At 60.0% G+C, this 17,025-nt stretch carries 17 protein-coding genes; 6 read left to right on the plus strand and 11 right to left on the minus strand.

Annotated features, from left to right (window positions below; all coding sequences use genetic code 11):
- Positions 1-6 precede the first annotated feature (6 nt).
- Positions 7-723 (plus strand): PA5502 family lipoprotein, encoded by a 717-nt coding sequence (locus tag ASD95_RS00210; protein ID WP_056726715.1) that lies wholly within the window; start codon positions 7-9, stop codon positions 721-723.
- Between the two features lie 134 nt (positions 724-857).
- Here ASD95_RS00210 and katE read toward each other — a convergent pair whose 3' ends face one another.
- Positions 858-2,996, minus strand: coding sequence for a catalase HPII (gene katE, locus ASD95_RS00215; protein WP_056726716.1), 2,139 nt, complete (start codon positions 2,994-2,996; stop codon positions 858-860).
- Between the two features lie 210 nt (positions 2,997-3,206).
- On the opposite strand from katE, the gene ASD95_RS00220 reads away from it, so the two are divergent.
- The 3 genes from ASD95_RS00220 (at position 3,207) to ASD95_RS00230 (ending at position 5,732) form a co-directional block, all read left to right on the plus strand.
- Entirely contained in the window at positions 3,207-4,214 is a 1,008-nt protein-coding gene (locus ASD95_RS00220) for a methionine ABC transporter ATP-binding protein (RefSeq protein WP_056726717.1), read from the plus strand.
- The gene (locus ASD95_RS00225) at positions 4,214-4,888 is read left to right on the plus strand and encodes a methionine ABC transporter permease (RefSeq protein ID WP_056726718.1); all 675 of its coding nucleotides are present in this window, start codon (positions 4,214-4,216) and stop codon (positions 4,886-4,888) included. Before ASD95_RS00220 ends, ASD95_RS00225 begins: the two co-directional genes overlap by 1 nt.
- 73 nt (positions 4,889-4,961) lie before the next feature.
- On the plus strand, positions 4,962-5,732 hold the full coding sequence (locus ASD95_RS00230; RefSeq protein WP_056726719.1) for a MetQ/NlpA family ABC transporter substrate-binding protein: 771 nt from the start codon (positions 4,962-4,964) through the stop codon (positions 5,730-5,732).
- Positions 5,733-5,808: 76 nt separating this feature from the next.
- On the opposite strand, the gene ASD95_RS00235 is transcribed toward ASD95_RS00230, so the two are convergent.
- The 5 genes from ASD95_RS00235 to ASD95_RS00255 are packed head-to-tail and all read right to left on the minus strand — an operon-like array spanning position 5,809 to position 9,708.
- The gene (locus ASD95_RS00235) at positions 5,809-6,444 is read right to left on the minus strand and encodes an SCO family protein (RefSeq protein WP_056726720.1); all 636 of its coding nucleotides are present in this window, start codon (positions 6,442-6,444) and stop codon (positions 5,809-5,811) included.
- Positions 6,441-7,340 carry a heme o synthase gene (gene cyoE, locus ASD95_RS00240; RefSeq protein ID WP_056726721.1) on the minus strand — a complete coding sequence of 300 codons (900 nt, stop codon included), beginning with the start codon at positions 7,338-7,340 and terminating at the stop codon, positions 6,441-6,443. Before cyoE ends, ASD95_RS00235 begins: the two co-directional genes overlap by 4 nt.
- Entirely contained in the window at positions 7,328-8,398 is a 1,071-nt protein-coding gene (locus ASD95_RS00245; RefSeq protein ID WP_056726722.1) for a COX15/CtaA family protein, read from the minus strand. Before ASD95_RS00245 ends, cyoE begins: the two co-directional genes overlap by 13 nt.
- A 10-nt stretch (positions 8,399-8,408) precedes the next feature.
- On the minus strand, positions 8,409-9,002 hold the full coding sequence (locus ASD95_RS00250) for a hypothetical protein (protein WP_056726723.1): 594 nt from the start codon (positions 9,000-9,002) through the stop codon (positions 8,409-8,411).
- A complete protein-coding gene (locus ASD95_RS00255) occupies positions 8,968-9,708 on the minus strand; it encodes an SURF1 family protein (protein WP_056726724.1) in 741 nt (246 codons plus the stop codon). Before ASD95_RS00255 ends, ASD95_RS00250 begins: the two co-directional genes overlap by 35 nt.
- A 71-nt stretch (positions 9,709-9,779) precedes the next feature.
- On the opposite strand from ASD95_RS00255, the gene ASD95_RS00260 reads away from it, so the two are divergent.
- Positions 9,780-9,983 (plus strand): twin transmembrane helix small protein, encoded by a 204-nt coding sequence (locus ASD95_RS00260; protein WP_007969817.1) that lies wholly within the window; start codon positions 9,780-9,782, stop codon positions 9,981-9,983.
- A gap of 16 nt (positions 9,984-9,999) precedes the next feature.
- Here ASD95_RS00260 and ASD95_RS00265 read toward each other — a convergent pair whose 3' ends face one another.
- From ASD95_RS00265 to coxB, 4 genes are all read right to left on the minus strand, one after another.
- Complete coding sequence (locus ASD95_RS00265) at positions 10,000-10,887, minus strand: cytochrome c oxidase subunit 3 (protein ID WP_056726725.1); 888 nt, start codon at positions 10,885-10,887, stop codon at positions 10,000-10,002.
- 25 nt (positions 10,888-10,912) lie between these two features.
- Positions 10,913-11,464, minus strand: coding sequence for a cytochrome c oxidase assembly protein (locus ASD95_RS00270; protein ID WP_056726726.1), 552 nt, complete (start codon positions 11,462-11,464; stop codon positions 10,913-10,915).
- Positions 11,465-11,581: 117 nt separating this feature from the next.
- Complete coding sequence (gene ctaD / locus ASD95_RS00275) at positions 11,582-13,174, minus strand: cytochrome c oxidase subunit I (protein WP_056726727.1); 1,593 nt, start codon at positions 13,172-13,174, stop codon at positions 11,582-11,584.
- An 82-nt stretch (positions 13,175-13,256) separates the two neighbouring features.
- Positions 13,257-14,384, minus strand: coding sequence for a cytochrome c oxidase subunit II (gene coxB / locus ASD95_RS00280; protein WP_056726728.1), 1,128 nt, complete (start codon positions 14,382-14,384; stop codon positions 13,257-13,259).
- A gap of 369 nt (positions 14,385-14,753) precedes the next feature.
- Between coxB and ASD95_RS00285 the strand changes: the two genes are divergently transcribed.
- Positions 14,754-15,404: a hypothetical protein gene (locus ASD95_RS00285; RefSeq protein WP_056726729.1), complete on the plus strand. Its 651-nt coding sequence runs from the start codon at positions 14,754-14,756 to the stop codon at positions 15,402-15,404.
- A gap of 57 nt (positions 15,405-15,461) precedes the next feature.
- Here ASD95_RS00285 and ASD95_RS00290 read toward each other — a convergent pair whose 3' ends face one another.
- The gene (locus ASD95_RS00290; RefSeq protein WP_056726730.1) at positions 15,462-16,988 is read right to left on the minus strand and encodes a SulP family inorganic anion transporter; all 1,527 of its coding nucleotides are present in this window, start codon (positions 16,986-16,988) and stop codon (positions 15,462-15,464) included.
- Between the last annotated feature and the right edge of the window lie 37 nt (positions 16,989-17,025).

A 17,025-nucleotide genomic window follows, 5' to 3' on the forward strand; every position in this document is an offset into this window, starting at 1 on the left:
GCAGGAATGAAGTCGTTCGCCTCCCGTTATCTGCTCCTTGTCGCATTTTCTTTGCTGCTGGGCGCCTGCCAAAGCACGCCATCGGAAGCCACCAAGGCCGCCGATGCACGGGCCATGGCCATCGTGCAGCTGGAGCAAAACATCGCCAGCGATGAACTGGCCATCGCCGAAGACCAATTGGCAGCCTTGCAGGCCGAATCGCCCAACGATGCTTCCCTTGAGCAATACCAGCGGCAACTGGCCGAAGCCTATCTGCGCCGCAGCCAGACCGTACTGCAAAAAGGTGACGTGGATGCCGCCGCGACCGCCCTGAGCCGTGCCCGCGCGTTGATGCCCAAGGCTCCGGCACTGACCGGCGGAGTCAACGGCTCGATTGCCCAGGCGCGCAAGGCCGAGCTGGAAAAGGCCGAAGCCGCCCTCAAGGCTGCCGAAGCCAAGCCAAAAGCCAAGGTCATCGACCCGATGGCTGAAAGCACCACTGTCGTACTGAATATCAACGATATGGGCAAACTGCGTCGCCAACTGGATGCCATCGCCGCCGATGTGGTGAATTTTCAGTGTGATGTAAGCATTCAGGCTCCGCGCACCAACGATTACCCTTGGCTGGCTAACTTGCTGACCAAGCGAGTGAAGAAGCTCGATCCTGAGTTTGATCTGAAGCTGGAGCGGCAGATTTTGCGCAGTGTTCCGGCGCAGATGGTTCTGAGTCCGCGCAAACCCTGAAAAGCATCTTCGGAACGCCGACCGGAGCAAGCCCGCTCCCACAATGCCCGAGTTAGCCACAAAACAAGTGACCAACCTGGAGCCCTGTGGGAGGGGGCTTGCCCGCGAAGGCATCCTGTCTGGCAGTAAAACTCTCAGGCCGGAATCGCCTTGGCCTTCGCCTCTCTACCCCAAACCCGATGCTGCCCTATTGCAGCCAAAAACGGTTTGATCAATTTCGCATCCGCACCCACGATCAACCCCGCATCAGCCTCCAGCTTCAACACATCCAGCAACTGCTTCGCCTCGCCCTGCAACGCGATAGCCTTCAGATGCTTGTATGCCTCCAGCAGGTAATGCAGTGCCACTCCGTCAGTGCTCAGCGCCTTGATCGACGCGGCTCCGCCCGGCACGAACACCGCATCGAACGCCACCGAAGGAGAACCTTCCATCGAAGCTTCGACCGCAAGGGTTTTGCCATCAGCCGTTTTGACTGGCGCCGAACTCGGCCCTAACAGTATCCCGTGGGCCCCCTCCGCTTTCAGCGCTTTCTTCATTGCAGCGATCGAGGCGCCATCGACACCGTTCGCCGCCAAAATCGCAATTTTTCGCGTCTTGATGTTTTCCGGCAACAGATTGGCCTGGCTCAATGCCGGTGAATGATCCAGCGCGGTTTTGCGCACCTCGACGGTTCCTCGACTGGGCGCAGGCAATCCAAGGTTCTGCGCCACGCGCCTGGCCAATTCCAGATCGATATTGACGAGGATTTCGTTCACTTCCCGGGCGCGGATCGCCTCACGCTCGACTTTGCCCAGCTCAAAGCTATAGGCCGAGATGATGTGCTCTCGTTCATGCTCACTCATGCTGTGGAAAAACAAGCGAGCCTGGGAGAAGTGGTCCGCGAACGATTCGCTGCGCTGGCGAATCTTATTGGCGTCGATGCGCTCCGGGTAGCTATCGAACCCGCCGTTCTGAGCGGAAGCAGGCGTTTCTTTTGGCCAGCCGCCATCAATGGAGTTCGGCTCATAGGAGGCACGTCCTTTGTCGATAGTGGTGCGGTGCTGCGCATCCCGCTGGCCGTTGTGGAAGGGTGACACCGGACGGTTAATCGGGATCTCGTGAAAGTTTGGTCCGCCGAGTCGGCTGATTTGCGTGTCGGTGTAGGAAAACAACCGACCTTGCAGCAGAGGATCGTTGGAAAAGTCGATCCCCGGGACGATATGTCCGGGACAAAAGGCAACCTGCTCGGTTTCGGCGAAGAAATTGTCCGGATTGCGGTTCAGCACCATCTTGCCCAACGGCGTGATAGGGACCAACTCTTCGGGGATCAGCTTGGTGGGGTCGAGAATGTCGAAATCGAAGGCATGTTCGTTTTCTTCTTCGATGACCTGCACCCCCAACTCCCACTCCGGATAGTCGCCGATCTCGATCGACTCCCACAGATCACGACGGTGGTAGTCGACATCTTTTCCCGCAAGCTTCTGCGCTTCGTCCCACACCAACGAGCAAGTGCCGGCCGTGGGGCGCCAGTGGAATTTGACGAACCGCGATTTTCCTTCGGCGTTGATCAGGCGGAAGGTATGCACACCGAAGCCCTGCATGCTGCGCAGACTTTTCGGGATCGCCCGGTCGGACATCGCCCACATCACCATGTGCGCCGATTCCGGCACCAGCGAGACAAAGTCCCAGAAGGTGTCATGGGCCGAGCCCCCGGTAGGGATTTCGTTGTGCGGCTCGGGTTTGACCGCATGCACGAAATCGGGAAACTTGATGGCGTCCTGAATGAAGAACACCGGCATATTGTTGCCCACCAGGTCGAAGTTGCCTTCGTCGGTGAAGAACTTCACCGCGAAACCTCGTACGTCGCGCACGGTATCGCCTGACCCTCGCGGCCCCTGCACCGTGGAAAAACGCACGAAGACCGGGGTTTTCTTCGCCGGATCCTGCAGGAAACCGGCCTTGGTCAGCACAGAGTGGTTTTCATAACTCTGGAAGTAACCATGGGCACCGGTCCCGCGAGCGTGAACGATGCGCTCCGGGATCCGCTCGTGATCAAAATGCGTGATCTTTTCACGCATGATGAAATCTTCCAGCAAAGACGGCCCGCGGCCCCCGGCCTTCAGGGTGTTCTGGTTGTCCGCCACCTTCACGCCCTGGTTGGTGCGCAAGGCCTGCTCAGTGGCATCGGAGCGAAATGTTTCCAGGCTGTCGAGCTTGGCATTGGTGTTGTGGCGGTCCGGGGTATCGGACCCGGCCAGGGCACTCTGGGTGGCGGCAGGCTTCTTGATACTCATCAGGCGTGAACTCCTCAGGCGTATTCCAGTGGCCTAAGTAGTGACTGACGTATTTCTTCAGCCGTTCCTTTTTTCTGACCTTTGATCGCGTTATTGCCAAATGACAGGACAAATGCGAAATAAATGCTAAGAACCTCTATACGGACAGGCTAAAATGCGCGCCCGGCTAACCGCTGATCCTTTTCTAACGCGCCCCACAAGGTTCGCTACGTGATCGAGTTTCAAAACGTCCATAAAACCTACCGCGTCGCCGGTAAGGAAATCCCCGCCCTGCATCCGACCAGTCTGACGATTGAGAACGGGCAGGTTTACGGCTTGATCGGTCATTCCGGCGCAGGAAAAAGTACCCTGCTGCGTCTGATCAATCGCCTGGAAAACGCCAGCGGCGGCAAGATCATCGTCGACGGTGAGGAAGTCACCGCTCTAGACGCCAACGGCCTGCGCCGCTTCCGTCAGCAGGTCGGGATGATTTTCCAGCACTTCAACCTGCTGGCCTCCAAGACTGTCGCCGACAACGTGGCGCTGCCGCTGACCCTGGCCGGCGAACTGTCGCGCAGCGAGATCGATTCCCGCGTGGCCGAGTTGCTGGCGCGAGTCGGTTTGTCCGACCACGCCAAAAAGTACCCGGCGCAATTATCCGGCGGGCAGAAGCAGCGTGTCGGCATTGCCCGTGCGCTGGCGACCAAGCCGAAAATCCTGCTGTGCGACGAAGCCACCAGCGCCCTCGACCCGCAAACCACCGCGTCGGTCCTGCAATTGCTGGCCGAGATCAATCGCGAGCTGAAACTGACCATCGTCTTGATCACCCACGAGATGGATGTGATCCGCCGGGTCTGCGACCAGGTAGCCGTGATGGACGCCGGCGTGATCGTCGAGCAAGGCTCGGTGGCCGAGGTGTTCCTGCATCCGAAGCACCCGACCACCAAGCGCTTCGTGCAAGAAGACGAGCAGATCGACGAAAGCGAACAGCGTGACGACTTCGCTCACGTGCCGGGGCGCATCTTGCGTCTGACCTTCCAGGGCGAAGCGACCTACGCGCCTCTGCTGGGCACTGTCGCCCGGGAAACCGGTGTGGACTACAGCATCCTGGCCGGTCGTATCGACCGCATCAAAGACATCCCTTACGGGCAACTGACCCTGGCCGTGACCGGCGGTGACATGGAAGCGGCCTTTGCCCGCTTCACCGCAGCCGACGTCCACATGGAGGTGCTGCGCTAATGGAAGCCCTGACAAGTTTCTTCGCCAATATCGACTGGTTCGAAATCTGGCTGGCCACTGGCGACACGATGCTGATGCTCGGCGGTTCGCTGCTGTTCACCGTGTTGCTCGGTTTGCCCCTGGGTGTTCTGCTGTTCCTGTGCAGCCCGCGCCAGTTGCTGGAAGCCAAAGGCGTCTACGCGATGTTGTCGCTGGTGGTGAACATCCTGCGTTCGCTGCCGTTCATCATCCTGTTGATCGTGATGATCCCGTTCACCGTGTTGATCACCGGCACGTCCCTCGGTGTCGCCGGTGCGATCCCGCCACTGGTGGTGGGTGCCACGCCGTTCTTCGCACGCCTGGTGGAAACCGCCCTGCGTGAAGTGGATCGCGGCATCATCGAAGCGACCCAGGCCATGGGCGCGACCACGCGACAGATCATCACCAATGCCTTGCTGCCGGAGGCTCGTCCGGGCATCTTCGCAGCAATTACGGTGACAGCCATTACACTGGTGTCCTACACGGCGATGGCCGGTGTCGTGGGCGCCGGTGGTCTGGGTGACCTGGCGATCCGCTTCGGCTACCAGCGTTTCCAGACCGATGTGATGGTGGTGACCGTGGTGTTGCTGCTGGTACTCGTTCAGGTACTGCAAACCGTTGGCGACAAATTGGTCGTCCACTTTTCCCGTAAGTAAGACATGAGCCGGCCATTCGCTGGCAGGTGCCAAACGGGCACCGCAAGCGGGCACCTCACATGGAGTTAGCTGAATGAAAAAACTACTCGTGGCCTTCGCGGCCGTTGCGGCATTCTCTGCCCACGCTGAAACCCTGACCGTCGCAGCCACCCCGGTTCCGCACGCCGAGATCCTCGAATTCGTGAAGCCGACGCTGGCCAAAGAAGGCGTGGACCTGAAGGTCAAGGTATTCACCGACTACATTCAGCCGAACGTGCAGGTCGCGGAAAAACGCCTGGACGCCAACTTCTTCCAGCACCAGCCGTACCTGGATGAGTTCAACAAGGCCAAGGGCACCCACCTGGTTTCCGTGGCCGGCGTGCACCTGGAGCCCCTGGGCGCTTACTCCAGCAAGTACAAGACCATTGCCGAACTGCCTGGCGGTGCCAACGTGGTGATCCCGAACGACGCCACCAACGGCGGCCGTGCGCTGTTGTTGATGGCCAAGGCCGGCCTGATCAAGTTGAAGGATTCGAACAACATCCTGTCGACCGTGAAAGACATTACCGAGAACACCAAGGACCTGAAAATCCGCGAACTGGAAGCCGCGACCATCCCGCGCGTGCTGACCCAGGTCGACCTGGCGCTGATCAACACCAACTACGCGCTGGAAGCCAAGCTTGATCCGGCCAAGGACGCGCTGTTCATCGAAGGCAGCGACTCGCCTTACGTGAACATCCTGGTGGCTCGCCCGGACGACAAGGACAGCGATGCGATGAAGAAGCTGGTCGCTGCCCTGCACAGCCCGCAAGTGAAGGCCTTCATTCTCGAGAAGTACAAAGGCGCGGTGGTGCCGGCGTTCTGATCGAACTGCTGCAACGAAAAAGGGGACGCCAAGTGCGTCCCTTTTTTGTGCCTTGAAATATAGACCCCTGTGTCACTTAGTTGCGCTTGAGCATCACCGGCAACTGCGCCACCAACTTCGCATTATTCAACGGCGCCCGAATAAACCCGCGCTGAGTGCCATCCGGTCCGATGACAGCGAGGTTACCGCTGTGGTCAACGGTGTAGTTCGGCTTGCTGGTGTCCGCCGGAATGAACGGAATGCTCACCGCGTTGGCGATCTTTTGCAGCTCATCGGTCGACGCCGGGGTCAGGCCGATGAACTGCGGGTCGAAGTAGCCCAGGTATTGCTTGAGTTGCTTGGGCGTATCGCGATTGGGGTCGATGCTGACCAGCACGATTTGCAGTTTATCCACAGCCTCTGGTGGCAACTCGCTCTTGATCTGCCGCAACTGGGCGAGGGTGGTCGGGCAGATGTCCGGGCAGAAGGTGTAGCCGAAGAACAGCAGGCTCCACTTGCCTTTCAATTCGTTGATCGCGACCGGCTGGCCGTCCTGATTGGTCATCGTCACGTCCGGCAGATTACGGCTCTGCGGCAGCAAGATGATGCCGGCGTCGATCAGCGCCGTCGGATCGCCCTGGTTTTTCCCGGACAGCACCTTGTTGACGGTCAGGCCCAGGATCAATGCAACCAGGGCGACGAGTATGAAGACGGTTTTCTGGGTTCGAGTCATAGGTTCAACAATAGATAGTGGTCTACGAGCAGGGCGATAAACAACAGGAACAAGTAGTAAATAGAGTACTTGAACGTGTTGATCGCCGCGTGCGGCCGAGTGCCACGGTACAGCACCACGGCCCATTGCAGAAACCGCGCGCCCAGCCCGAGCGCGCAGACCAGGTAGAGAGTGCCGCTCATGTGGATCACATAAGGCATCAGGCTGACGGCAAGCAATGCGAAGGTATAAAGCAGGATGTGAATCTTGGTGTAGTGCTCGCCATGGGTGACCGGCAGCATCGGGATGTCGGCCTTGGCGTATTCCTCCTTGCGATGGATCGCCAGCGCCCAGAAGTGCGGCGGGGTCCAGGCGAAGATGATCAGCACCAGCAGCAGCGGTTCGGCGCTGACGTGACCGGTGGCGGCGGTCCAGCCGAGCAATGGCGGCGCGGCACCGGCCAGCCCCCCGATGACGATGTTCTGCGGAGTCGCGCGCTTGAGGAATCCGGTGTAGACCACCGCATAGCCAAGCAATGAGGCGAGGGTCAGCCACGCGGTCAGCGGGTTGGTGAACGCCAGCAGCATGGCTTGCCCGAGGACCGCCAATACCAGCGCGAACGTCAGCGCAGCGGTCGGCGAAACCCGGCCTTCGGCGAGCGGCCGTTTGTGGGTGCGCGCCATCAACGCGTCGATGCGCCGGTCCACCACATGATTGACCGCCGCCGCGCCACCGGCACACAGGGCGATGCCCAGGTTGCCGAAAATCAGCACCGTCCATGGCACCCCGGCGCGGGTCGCAAGGAACATCCCCACCAGTGAAGTGATGAGCATCAGCACCACGACTTTGGGTTTGGTCAGTTCCAGGTAGTCACGCCAGATCGCCTGACTGGGACGTTCGCCGATCAGAATCGCCATGGCATCTCTCCTTTTATTGTTATGGGCCCGGCTGAGTGTTTACGCGGGCTGAAGTGCCAGCGCGCTTGCTTGACCCGGACCAGACTGGTTCGGGCGTGGTAGTTGACCAACACCATGGTCAGCAACAGCGCCGCGCCGCCCGCGTTATGCGCAACGGCCACCGGCAGCGGCAGATGGAACAGCACATTGCTGATGCCCAGGGTGATTTGTGCGCCAAGGGCAATCAGCACCAGGCCTGCCAGGCGCGTCATGCCGACTGTTTTCAGTTGCCAGGCCAGACCGAGTAGCACCAAAGTCACCAACAGGGCGCCAATACGGTGAGTCAGGTGAATCGCAGTACGAGCATCGCTGTCCAGTTGCCCGCCGAGGTAGTTCGGGCCGATGTGCTGGGTCAGGTGAAAGCCGTTGGCGAAGTCCGCCGGTGGCAACCACTGGCCGTGGCAGGTCGGGAAGTCGATACAGGCCACCGCGGCATAATTGGAACTGACCCAGCCCCCGAGGGCGATTTGCCCGATCACCAGCAACAGCCCCGCCGTCGCCCAGTGCTGTAAACGTCGTGGCACAGTCAGCGCCGGCAGCACACCGGACAGGCGCAAGGTCAGCAGAAACAACAGGCTCAAGGTCGCGAAGCCGCCCAGTAAATGCCCGGTGACCACCTGCGGCCAGAGCTTTAGCGTTACCGTCCACATGCCGAACGCGGCCTGGCCAAGAACCACCGCCAACAGAAACAACGGCAGCTTCACCGGTTGCCCGGGATGGCGGCGATGCACCCACGCACGACCGGCCAACACCGCGATCAACAGCCCCAGCGTGCCCGCGAAGTAGCGGTGGACCATCTCGTTCCAGCCCTTGTGGGCCTCGACCGGAGCGTCCGGGAAATGCAATTCGGCATGGGCCAGCTGGGCTTCGCTTTTCGGTACGCTGATGAAGCCATAGCAGCCGGGCCAGTCCGGGCAGCCGAGGCCGGCGTGGGTCAGGCGGGTGTAGGCGCCGAGCAACACCACAATCAGTGCCAGCAAGGTGGCAAACAACGCGAGGCGAAATCCAGGCTTGGCCATGACGATGCCCTTATCCGATGTTCGACAGTTTCAGCAGGTGGCGCAGATCGTTGAGCAGGTCCTTGCCCTTTACCGACGGGTCGTAGCGCAGCACCAGATTGCCGTGGGGGTCGATGATCCACAGATGCGGCGTGTCATTGCTCTGGGCGCCTTTAGTGTAGGCAGGCAAGTCCAGCGAATAGCGTTGCAACTGCGGGTACTCGCGTTGAAGTTTAGACTCGTAATCGCTGTTCAGCGTCTGCGCAGCGGCCAATGCATGACTGGCGCGGGACGCATCGCGGCCCAGGCCGATCTGGATTTGCCGCGCCAGATACACCAGTTGCTGACAATCCACCGCGCAATCCTTGGGCGCGGTCACCAGTATCTGCCAACGCTCTTCCTGTGCCTGCACGCCGATGTCCGCACGGGTCTGGCCGTTGCCGATCAGTTCGCCGTGATAACTGCGGCCCTCGGGCACCCAGAAATTCAGCTTGTACATGCCGGTGGCGAGGATCATCGGACCGATCACCCCGAGCAGGATCAGCAGCAGTTGCATACGGCCCTTGCGGCGGTTCACCGACGGTTTCGCCTCAGACATGCTGGGTGGATTCATGGCCGCTCCCATGGTGTTTCTCCTTTGCGTTGTGCCAGCCGAGATAGAGATAAAGGCCGAACAGGGCGATCGCCATGGCGAACCACTGCACGGCATAAGCGATGTGTTTTTCCGGACCCATGGCGACTACGGGCCAGTCGGCCTGATAGGTGGCGGGGCCGGTTTCGGCGCGCAGTTCGTAGGCAAAGCCTTCGCGGTTCAGTGCTGTCCAGAGCTTGTCTGGCTCAACGGCCGTAATCAGCTTCGGCCATGTCAACGTTGTGGGATCTGCGTGCAATTGGAACGTCGCCCCGGGGGAGACATAGACCCACGCCTCGAGGCTGACTGCTTCGCCAGGTGTCTTGAATTGCGGTGGTGTGCGGCGCTCCGGCCAAGGCAACCAACCGCGATTGACCAGCAGCCAAAGCCCGGAGGCCTGGTCTAGAAAGGGTTGCAACAGCTCGACGCCAACCCTGCCGTTGCGTTGACTGTTGTCCAGCAGCAGGCTGTGTTCGGCATCAAACCGGCCGTACAGGTGAACCCGACGGAAGGCCGGGTCTGTCGTGTGTTGCAGTTCGGTGCTGGCCATCGGCTCAGCGGCCCGGCGCTCGGCGTAGGTTTGCAGCAGCGCGCTTTTCTCCGCGCCCCGGCTCAATTGCCAGAACCCCAGGAACACCAGTAGCGGCAGCAACAGCACCACCACCAGCGTTGGCACGATACCCGGCCGAAAGCGCTTCATGGCATCGCCAGAAAGTCGGTCATCGCGATAGCTATACTCAAGTGCATCGCTTATCCCCCCGGAGTCTCACCATGCTCAAAGCAGCCATCGTCCTGATGCTGATTGCCACGGTTGTCAGCCTGTTCAGCGGCCTGTTTTTTCTGGTCAAGGACGACAGCCGCTCAAACCGCCTCGTCATTGCCTTGAGTGTGCGTGTCACTCTGGCCGCCATTACCCTGGGCCTGATCACCTGGGGGTTTTTCAGTGGCCAGTTGGTTTCCCATGCCCCCTGGTAACTAAAAGCTCACAGCCTCAGAGCACATAGACGAAAACAAACAGCCCGATCCACACCACATCCACGAAGTGCCAGTACCAGGTCGCCGCTTCGAAACCGAACTGGTGCTCGTTGTCGAAGTGCCCGCGCATGATCCGCACCAGCATCACGAACAGGATGATGGTGCCGATGGTGACGTGGGCGCCGTGGAACCCGGTGAGCATGAAGAAGGTCGCGCCGTAGATGCCCGAACCCAGGGTCAGGCCCAGTTCACGGTAGGCGTGCATGTACTCTTCGGCCTGGAAGGTGAGGAACGCACAGCCGAGCAATACGGTGAGCGCCAGCCAGAGTTTCAGTGCGCCGCGATGGCCCTTCTTCAAGGCATGGTGGGCAATGGTCACGGTCACGCTGGAACTCACCAGCAACACGGTGTTGAGCAACGGCAGGCCCCAGGGGCTGATGACCTCCTTGGGCGGCGGAAACAGTTTCGAGTCGGGGTTGCTCAGCAGCGGCCAGGTGAACTGGAAGTTCGGCCACAGCATGTGCGCCACGCCTTTGGCGCCTTCACCACCGAGCGCCGGCCCGGAGATATGACGGACATAAAACAGCGCGCCAAAAAAGGCGATGAAGAACATCACCTCCGAGAAAATGAACCAGCTCATGCCCCAGCGGAACGAGCGATCCATCTGTGCGCTGTACAAGCCGCCGCGACTTTCCTTGATCACCGTACCGAACCAGCCGAACAGCATGTAGGCCACCAACAGCCCACCGACGAAAAAGATAAGCGGGCCGTGGGATTCCGGACGCGCTGCCTTCAGATCATTGAACCAGGTGGCCAGGCCAAACACCGTGACGAACATCCCGACCGTGGCGATGATCGGCCATTTGCTCTGGGCCGGGACGTAATAATGTTCATGAGTTGCCATTTATTGTTCTCCTTATCGGGCACGCTCAGCCGCCAGTGTTTACAGCTACCGGTGGATGTCGGGCGGTGATATCGAACAGCGTGTAAGACAGCGTCAGGTGCTTCACATCCTTGGGCATGTCACGGTCAACGATGAAACGTACCGGCATCTCGATCCGCTGACCGGGCTGCAGCACTTGCTGGGTAAAGCAGAAACATTCGGTCTTGTGGAAGTACGCCGCCGCATTGCTGGGCGCGATGCTCGGCACGGCCTGGGCACTCATCGGCTTATCGGTGGGGTTGTGGGCGATGAAGATCATCTCGTTCACCGCCCCCGGGTTCGCGGTCAATTCATCATGTTTGGGGTAAAAGTCCCACGGCATGTCGGCGGTGTTGGTCGACAGAAACTGCACGCGCACCTGCCGCGAGGTGTCGACCGTTTGCTCACCCTCGTACTGCCCGCCGGTCTTGCCATTGATGCCGAAGGCCTTGCACATCACGTCGTAGATCGGCACCAGGGCAAAGCCAAACACAAACATCGCCACCACCACGGTCAGCAGGCGCGTGACCAGTTTTTTCATCGAAATCGAGTCAGCCATGGGCCAAGCCCTCCACACAGAACTCTGTGGGAGCGGGCTTGCCCGCGATAGCGGCCTGCCCGACACACCGCGTCGCATGCATCGCAGGCAAGCCAGCTCCCACAGGACCGAGGCGTTTCATTTCACTTCCGGCGGTGTGGTGAAGGTGTGATACGGCGCCGGTGACGGAATGCTCCACTCCAGGCCTTCAGCCCCATCCCATGGCTTGGCCGGTGCTGGCGGGCCGCCGCGAATGGTCTTGATCACGATGAACAGGAAGAAGATCTGCGTGGCGCCGAACATGAACGCGCCGATCGACGACACCATGTTGAAGTCGGCGAACTGCAGGTTGTAGTCCGGAATCCGCCGCGGCATGCCCGCCAACCCCACGAAGTGCATAGGGAAGAAGGCCAGGTTCATGCCGATGAACGACAACCAGAAATGCAGCTTGCCCAGGGTTTCGTCGTACATGTGGCCGGTCCATTTCGGCATCCAGTAATAGGCCGAGGCGAAGATCCCGAAGATCGCCCCCGGCACCAGCACGTAGTGGAAGTGCGCGACCACGAAGTAGGTGTCCTGGTACTGGAAGTCCGCCGGGGCGATGGCCAGCATCAACCCGGAGAAACCGCCGATGGAGAACAGGATCACGAACGCCACGGCAAACAGCATCGGCGTCTCGAACGTCAGCGAGCCCTGCCACATGGTGCTGGCCCAGTTGAACACCTTCACGCCTGTCGGCACCGCGATCAACAGCGTGGCGTACATGAAGAACAACTCGCCCACCAGCGGAATGCCAACCACGAACATGTGGTGCGCCCAGACGATGAACGACAGGAACGCGATACTCGCCGTGGCGTAGACCATCGAGGTGTAGCCGAACAACGGCTTGCGCGAAAAGGCCGGAATGATCGAGCTGACGGCGCCAAAGGCCGGCAGGATCATGATGTACACCTCGGGGTGACCGAAGAACCAGAATACATGCTGGAACAGCACCGGGTCTCCGCCACCGGCGGCACTGAAGAAACTGGTGCCGAAGTGGATGTCCATCAGCATCATCGTCACGCAACCGGCCAGTACCGGCATCACCGCGATCAGCAGGAACGCGGTGATCAGCCAGGTCCAGACGAACAACGGCATTTTCATCAGCGTCATGCCGGGGGCGCGCAGGTTGAGGATGGTGGCGATCACGTTGATCGCCCCCATGATCGAACTGATCCCCATCAAGTGGATGGCGAAGATGAAGAAGGTCACGCTTTCCGGCGCGTAGGTCGTCGACAGCGGCGCGTAGAACGTCCAGCCGAAGTTCGGCCCGCCACCGGGGGTGAACAGGGTCGATACCAGCAGCAGGAACGCCGCGGGCAACAGCCAGAAGCTGAAGTTGTTCATGCGCGGCAGGGCCATGTCCGGCGCGCCGATCATCAGCGGGATCATCCAGTTGGCGAGGCCGACGAAGGCCGGCATCACCGCACCGAAGACCATCACCAGGCCGTGCATGGTGGTCATCTGGTTGAAAAATTCCGGCTGGACGATCTGCAGCCCCGGCTGGAACAGCTCGGCGCGAATCACCATCGCGAACGAACCGCCAAGCAGGAACATGGAGAACGCAAACCACAGGTACAGCGTACCGATGTCCTTGTGGTTGGTGGTCAGCACCCAGCGCATCAGGCCTTTGGCGGGGCCGTGGGCGTGGTCGGTGGCGGTATGAACATGTTCATCGATTACAGCAGTCATGTCCTGTCTCCTGCAAACAGATGGGCTGGGCAGGCCGGGGTGCGTAGCCCCGACCGGTTCCGTAGGTGCGCAATAGACCGGGTCATTTGCTTTCCGCCTGTTTCAGCTCCAGCACTTCTTTAGGCGTGACCATGTCGCCCTTGTTGTTGCCCCAGGCGTTACGTTCATAGGTCACGACTGCCGCGATATCGACTTCCGAGAGTTGTTTGCCGAATGCGGCCATGGCGGTGCCAGGCTTGCCGTGGAAGACAATGCTCAGGTGAGCATCTTTCGGCCCGGTGGCGATCTTCGAGCCCTTGAGCGCCGGGAACATCGGCGGCAGGCCCTGGCCTTCGGCCTGGTGACAGGCCACACAGGTGGTGTGATAGACCTTGTCGCCGCGATCCTTGAGCTCGTCGAGAGTCCATTCCTTGCTGGTCAGCTCTTTGAGCTGCGCGGCTTCGGTCTTGCGTTCGGCCAGCCATGTTTCGTAATCGGCCTTTTCCTTGACCTCGACCACGGTCGGCATGAAGCCGTGATCCTTGCCGCACAACTCGGCGCACTGGCCACGGTAGATGCCGGGCTTGTCGACGCGGGTCCAGGCTTCATTGACGAACCCGGGAATCGCATCGCGCTTGACCGCGAAAGCCGGCACCCACCAGGAGTGGATGACGTCGGCGGAGGTCACCAGGAAGCGCACCTTGGCGCCGACCGGCAGCACCAATGGCTTGTCGACTTCGAGCAGGTAATGCTCGCCCTTGGCTTCCTTGTTGTGGATTTGATCCTGGGGAGTGGTCAGGTTGCTGAAGAACTCGACGTCCTGGCCCAGGTACTTGTAGTGCCACTTCCACTGGTAGCCGGTGATCTGGATATCGATTTCCGGCTCGCTGGCGTCGTACATCTTGATCAGGGTCGCGGTAGCGGGAATCGCCATGGCCACCAGGATCAGGAAGGGCACGATGGTCCAGAGGATTTCGACGGTGGTGCTTTCATGAAATTTGGCGGCCACCTGCCCGGTCGAGCGGCGGTGGAGAATCATCGACCAGAACATGGCACCAAATACGATGATGCCGATCACCACACAGATCCAGAAAATGATCATGTGCAGGTCGAATACTGCGTGACTGATTTCAGTCGCTCCAGGCGCCATATTCACAGTCCAGGCCGCTTGTGCCTGACTGAAAATCGACCACAACAGGAGGCCCATCCAGACATGTGGATGTCGCATCATTGCGGGTTCCCCTTATCGTTCTTGTTATCCCGCCGGCTTTCACCTGCGGCAAGGGAGCGGCTGCATCAGACTACGAACTTGAGCACCGGGCCTTGCTGCATATGCAGTCGGGCGTCATCAGCTAACTCCATTCCACCCCGAGTATAGACAGCGACTCTCACCTCGCAATGCGAAGGCGTAAATGATCTGAAACAGCATTAACTTGCGTTGCAGGGCACGAATGGAGAAGGATGCAGACGAGTGGTGGCAAACCGATATAACGGGGCCGTCTCAAGGATGAAATAATTATGACAAATGCGTCTTAGCATTTTTCGTAAGCCAGCTAAGTTATGTCTTCCCTATTTCATTGCCTTGTTTCCTGGAGTTTTCATGAACACCGCCGCATTGCGCGAGCAGATCCAAAAAGCCCAACAACACGAAGCCCAGACCGGCCTGCTGACGCGTCAGCTGGAAAGTAAGCTGCCTCATCTGCACCCGGCGATCCAATTGCCGGAGGCCGATACCAACGGCGTACTGACGCGATTTGTCGCCGCCTACATCGAAGAAGTGCCCGATCTGCTGGATGCAGCCAATGAAGTCGCAAGGGAAGCGGGCATTGAGTCACAGATCAAACCGGTGCTGAGTATCGCCGAGCAGTACTTCCTCCAGCCGCCAGCCATCATGGCCGGCCATGTCGGGCTCGACAGCCTGCTGGATGAAGCTTACCTGGCGCACCGGTTTGTCGAAGAGGTCAACGACCTGTACATCAAGCATTTCGGCCAGCCACTGATCCCTTTGGACATGACTGTCGCCAACCTGATTGCTCACCAATTGATCGGTGAGGAATTTGCCAACCAACTGGACGAAGTGGTGCATCACACCATTGACGAGATGCTCAACGACGAAAGTTTCGCACTGGAGTCGGTGGAAGCCTACCGTGACAAACTCAATAGCCCGGACACCGGTGCCGCGTGGAAACGCTGGCCGTGCATGTCCCGCCGTTTGGGCGTAGGCCTGGAACTGGATCAGCCGGCGGCTTGATCCACCGGTAAACACAATCCCCTGTGGGAGCGAGCTTGCTCGCTCCCACATTGGGCTTCAGCCAGCCGCACCTATGCCCGTGTTGGTACGAACCCTGCCTTCGAGTCTGCGCTTCAACCCCCGCGATTCAATCAACAGCTTCGAACCCTTGGCCGCATTCGCCCGGCCCCATTCCTCCAGCAGTTCCAGACACGAGTGATCGATGTAGCTCAGGTTATTGAGCGGCACATGCACCGTCACGCCTGGTGGAATACTGCCCAGCACCTGGGTCAGCGCCGGCACTTTGAGGAAGGTCGCCGCGCCCACCAGGCGCAATTCCATTTCCCCTTCCTGCGGCAGGTCGATCAGGCTGATTTTCAACCGCGAAGCTTTCAGCGCCAGCTTCACCAGCGTCAGGCCGAAGCCAATCAACACGCCGGTCAGCAGGTCCGTGAAAACAATGGCGAGCGCGGTTGCCGCATAGGTGAACATCGGCGCCCGACCGTACCGACCCAAACCACGGAAGACCTTGAGATCCACCAGCTTGAAACCGGTGTAAACCAGCACACCCGCCAGGCTCGCCACCGGAATGCTTTGCAGCACGCTGGACAGCAACAGCACGAACGCCAACAACCACAGGCCGTGGAAAATGGTCGAAAACCGCGTGGTTGCGCCGGCCTGAACATTCGCCGAACTGCGCACGATAACGCCGGTCATCGGCAACGCCCCAAGCAGGCCACACAGCATGTTGCCGATACCTTGCGCCGACAATTCCCGGTCGAAGTCCGAGCGCTGACCACTGTGCATGCGATCAACCGCGGCAGCTGAGAGCAGGGTTTCGGCACTGGCGATGAAGGCCACCGCAAACGCCGCGATCAGTAAAGCCGGATCAGCCAGGTTGAGCAGATCCGCTGGCTTTAGCCAGTCGATGGCCTCCGTCAGGTTGGCCGGTACCTCGACCCGCTTGACCTGCAACGCCAGCATCAGACTGGCAAGCGTGGCCAGACCGACGCCGAGTAGCGCGCCAGGAACGAAGCGCAGGGATTGCGGACGGAATTTCTCCCACAGCCACATGACGGCGATCGTCGACAAACCGAGCAACCCGGCTTGCCAGCCAAACGAGGGCAACGCCTGGGCCATCGCCGCCGGGAAGGCCGCCAGGTTATCCAGGCCCGAGGGCTTGGGCACGGCATCCAGCATTACATGCACCTGAGACAGGATGATCAGCACACCAATCCCGGCCAGCATGCCGTACACCACCGCGGGTGCCGTCACCCGAAACCAGCAGCCCAGCTTCAAACGGCCAGCCACCAGTTGCAGCAAACCCGCCAACAACAGAATGGGCCCGAGCATGGCGATACCGTGTTGGCGAACCAGTTCGAATACCAGAACGGCCAGGCCCGCCGCCGGACCGCTGACTTGTAGCGGCGAGCCGGCCAACCAACCGACCACCAGACCACCGATGATGCCGGTGATCAGTCCTTTGGCCGGCGGTAGCCCCGAGGCAATCGCGATGCCCATGCACAGGGGCAGGGCGACCAGAAACACAACCACCGAAGCCAGCAGCTCCCGTGGCAGAACAGCTTTGAGTCGAGCAGCACGCATGGTGAATCTCCCGAAGTTTTCTTCAGGCATGGCAAAG

Source organism: Pseudomonas sp. Root71 (genome assembly GCF_001429045.1).
GTDB lineage: Bacteria > Pseudomonadota > Gammaproteobacteria > Pseudomonadales > Pseudomonadaceae > Aquipseudomonas > Aquipseudomonas monachiensis.

Coding starts and splice junctions, on each gene's coding strand:
- ASD95_RS00210 (WP_056726715.1), top strand. CDS start 7: ATGAAGTCGTTCGCCTCCCGTTATCTGCTCCTTGTCGCATTTTCTTTG.
- katE (WP_056726716.1), bottom strand. CDS start 2,996: ATGAGTATCAAGAAGCCTGCCGCCACCCAGAGTGCCCTGGCCGGGTCC.
- ASD95_RS00225 (WP_056726718.1), top strand. CDS start 4,214: ATGGAAGCCCTGACAAGTTTCTTCGCCAATATCGACTGGTTCGAAATC.
- ASD95_RS00230 (WP_056726719.1), top strand. CDS start 4,962: ATGAAAAAACTACTCGTGGCCTTCGCGGCCGTTGCGGCATTCTCTGCC.
- ASD95_RS00235 (WP_056726720.1), bottom strand. CDS start 6,444: ATGACTCGAACCCAGAAAACCGTCTTCATACTCGTCGCCCTGGTTGCA.
- cyoE (WP_056726721.1), bottom strand. CDS start 7,340: ATGGCGATTCTGATCGGCGAACGTCCCAGTCAGGCGATCTGGCGTGAC.
- ASD95_RS00245 (WP_056726722.1), bottom strand. CDS start 8,398: ATGGCCAAGCCTGGATTTCGCCTCGCGTTGTTTGCCACCTTGCTGGCA.
- ASD95_RS00250 (WP_056726723.1), bottom strand. CDS start 9,002: ATGGGAGCGGCCATGAATCCACCCAGCATGTCTGAGGCGAAACCGTCG.
- ASD95_RS00255 (WP_056726724.1), bottom strand. CDS start 9,708: ATGAAGCGCTTTCGGCCGGGTATCGTGCCAACGCTGGTGGTGGTGCTG.
- ASD95_RS00260 (WP_007969817.1), top strand. CDS start 9,780: ATGCTCAAAGCAGCCATCGTCCTGATGCTGATTGCCACGGTTGTCAGC.
- ASD95_RS00265 (WP_056726725.1), bottom strand. CDS start 10,887: ATGGCAACTCATGAACATTATTACGTCCCGGCCCAGAGCAAATGGCCG.
- ASD95_RS00270 (WP_056726726.1), bottom strand. CDS start 11,464: ATGGCTGACTCGATTTCGATGAAAAAACTGGTCACGCGCCTGCTGACC.
- ctaD (WP_056726727.1), bottom strand. CDS start 13,174: ATGACTGCTGTAATCGATGAACATGTTCATACCGCCACCGACCACGCC.
- coxB (WP_056726728.1), bottom strand. CDS start 14,384: ATGATGCGACATCCACATGTCTGGATGGGCCTCCTGTTGTGGTCGATT.
- ASD95_RS00285 (WP_056726729.1), top strand. CDS start 14,754: ATGAACACCGCCGCATTGCGCGAGCAGATCCAAAAAGCCCAACAACAC.
- ASD95_RS00290 (WP_056726730.1), bottom strand. CDS start 16,988: ATGCGTGCTGCTCGACTCAAAGCTGTTCTGCCACGGGAGCTGCTGGCT.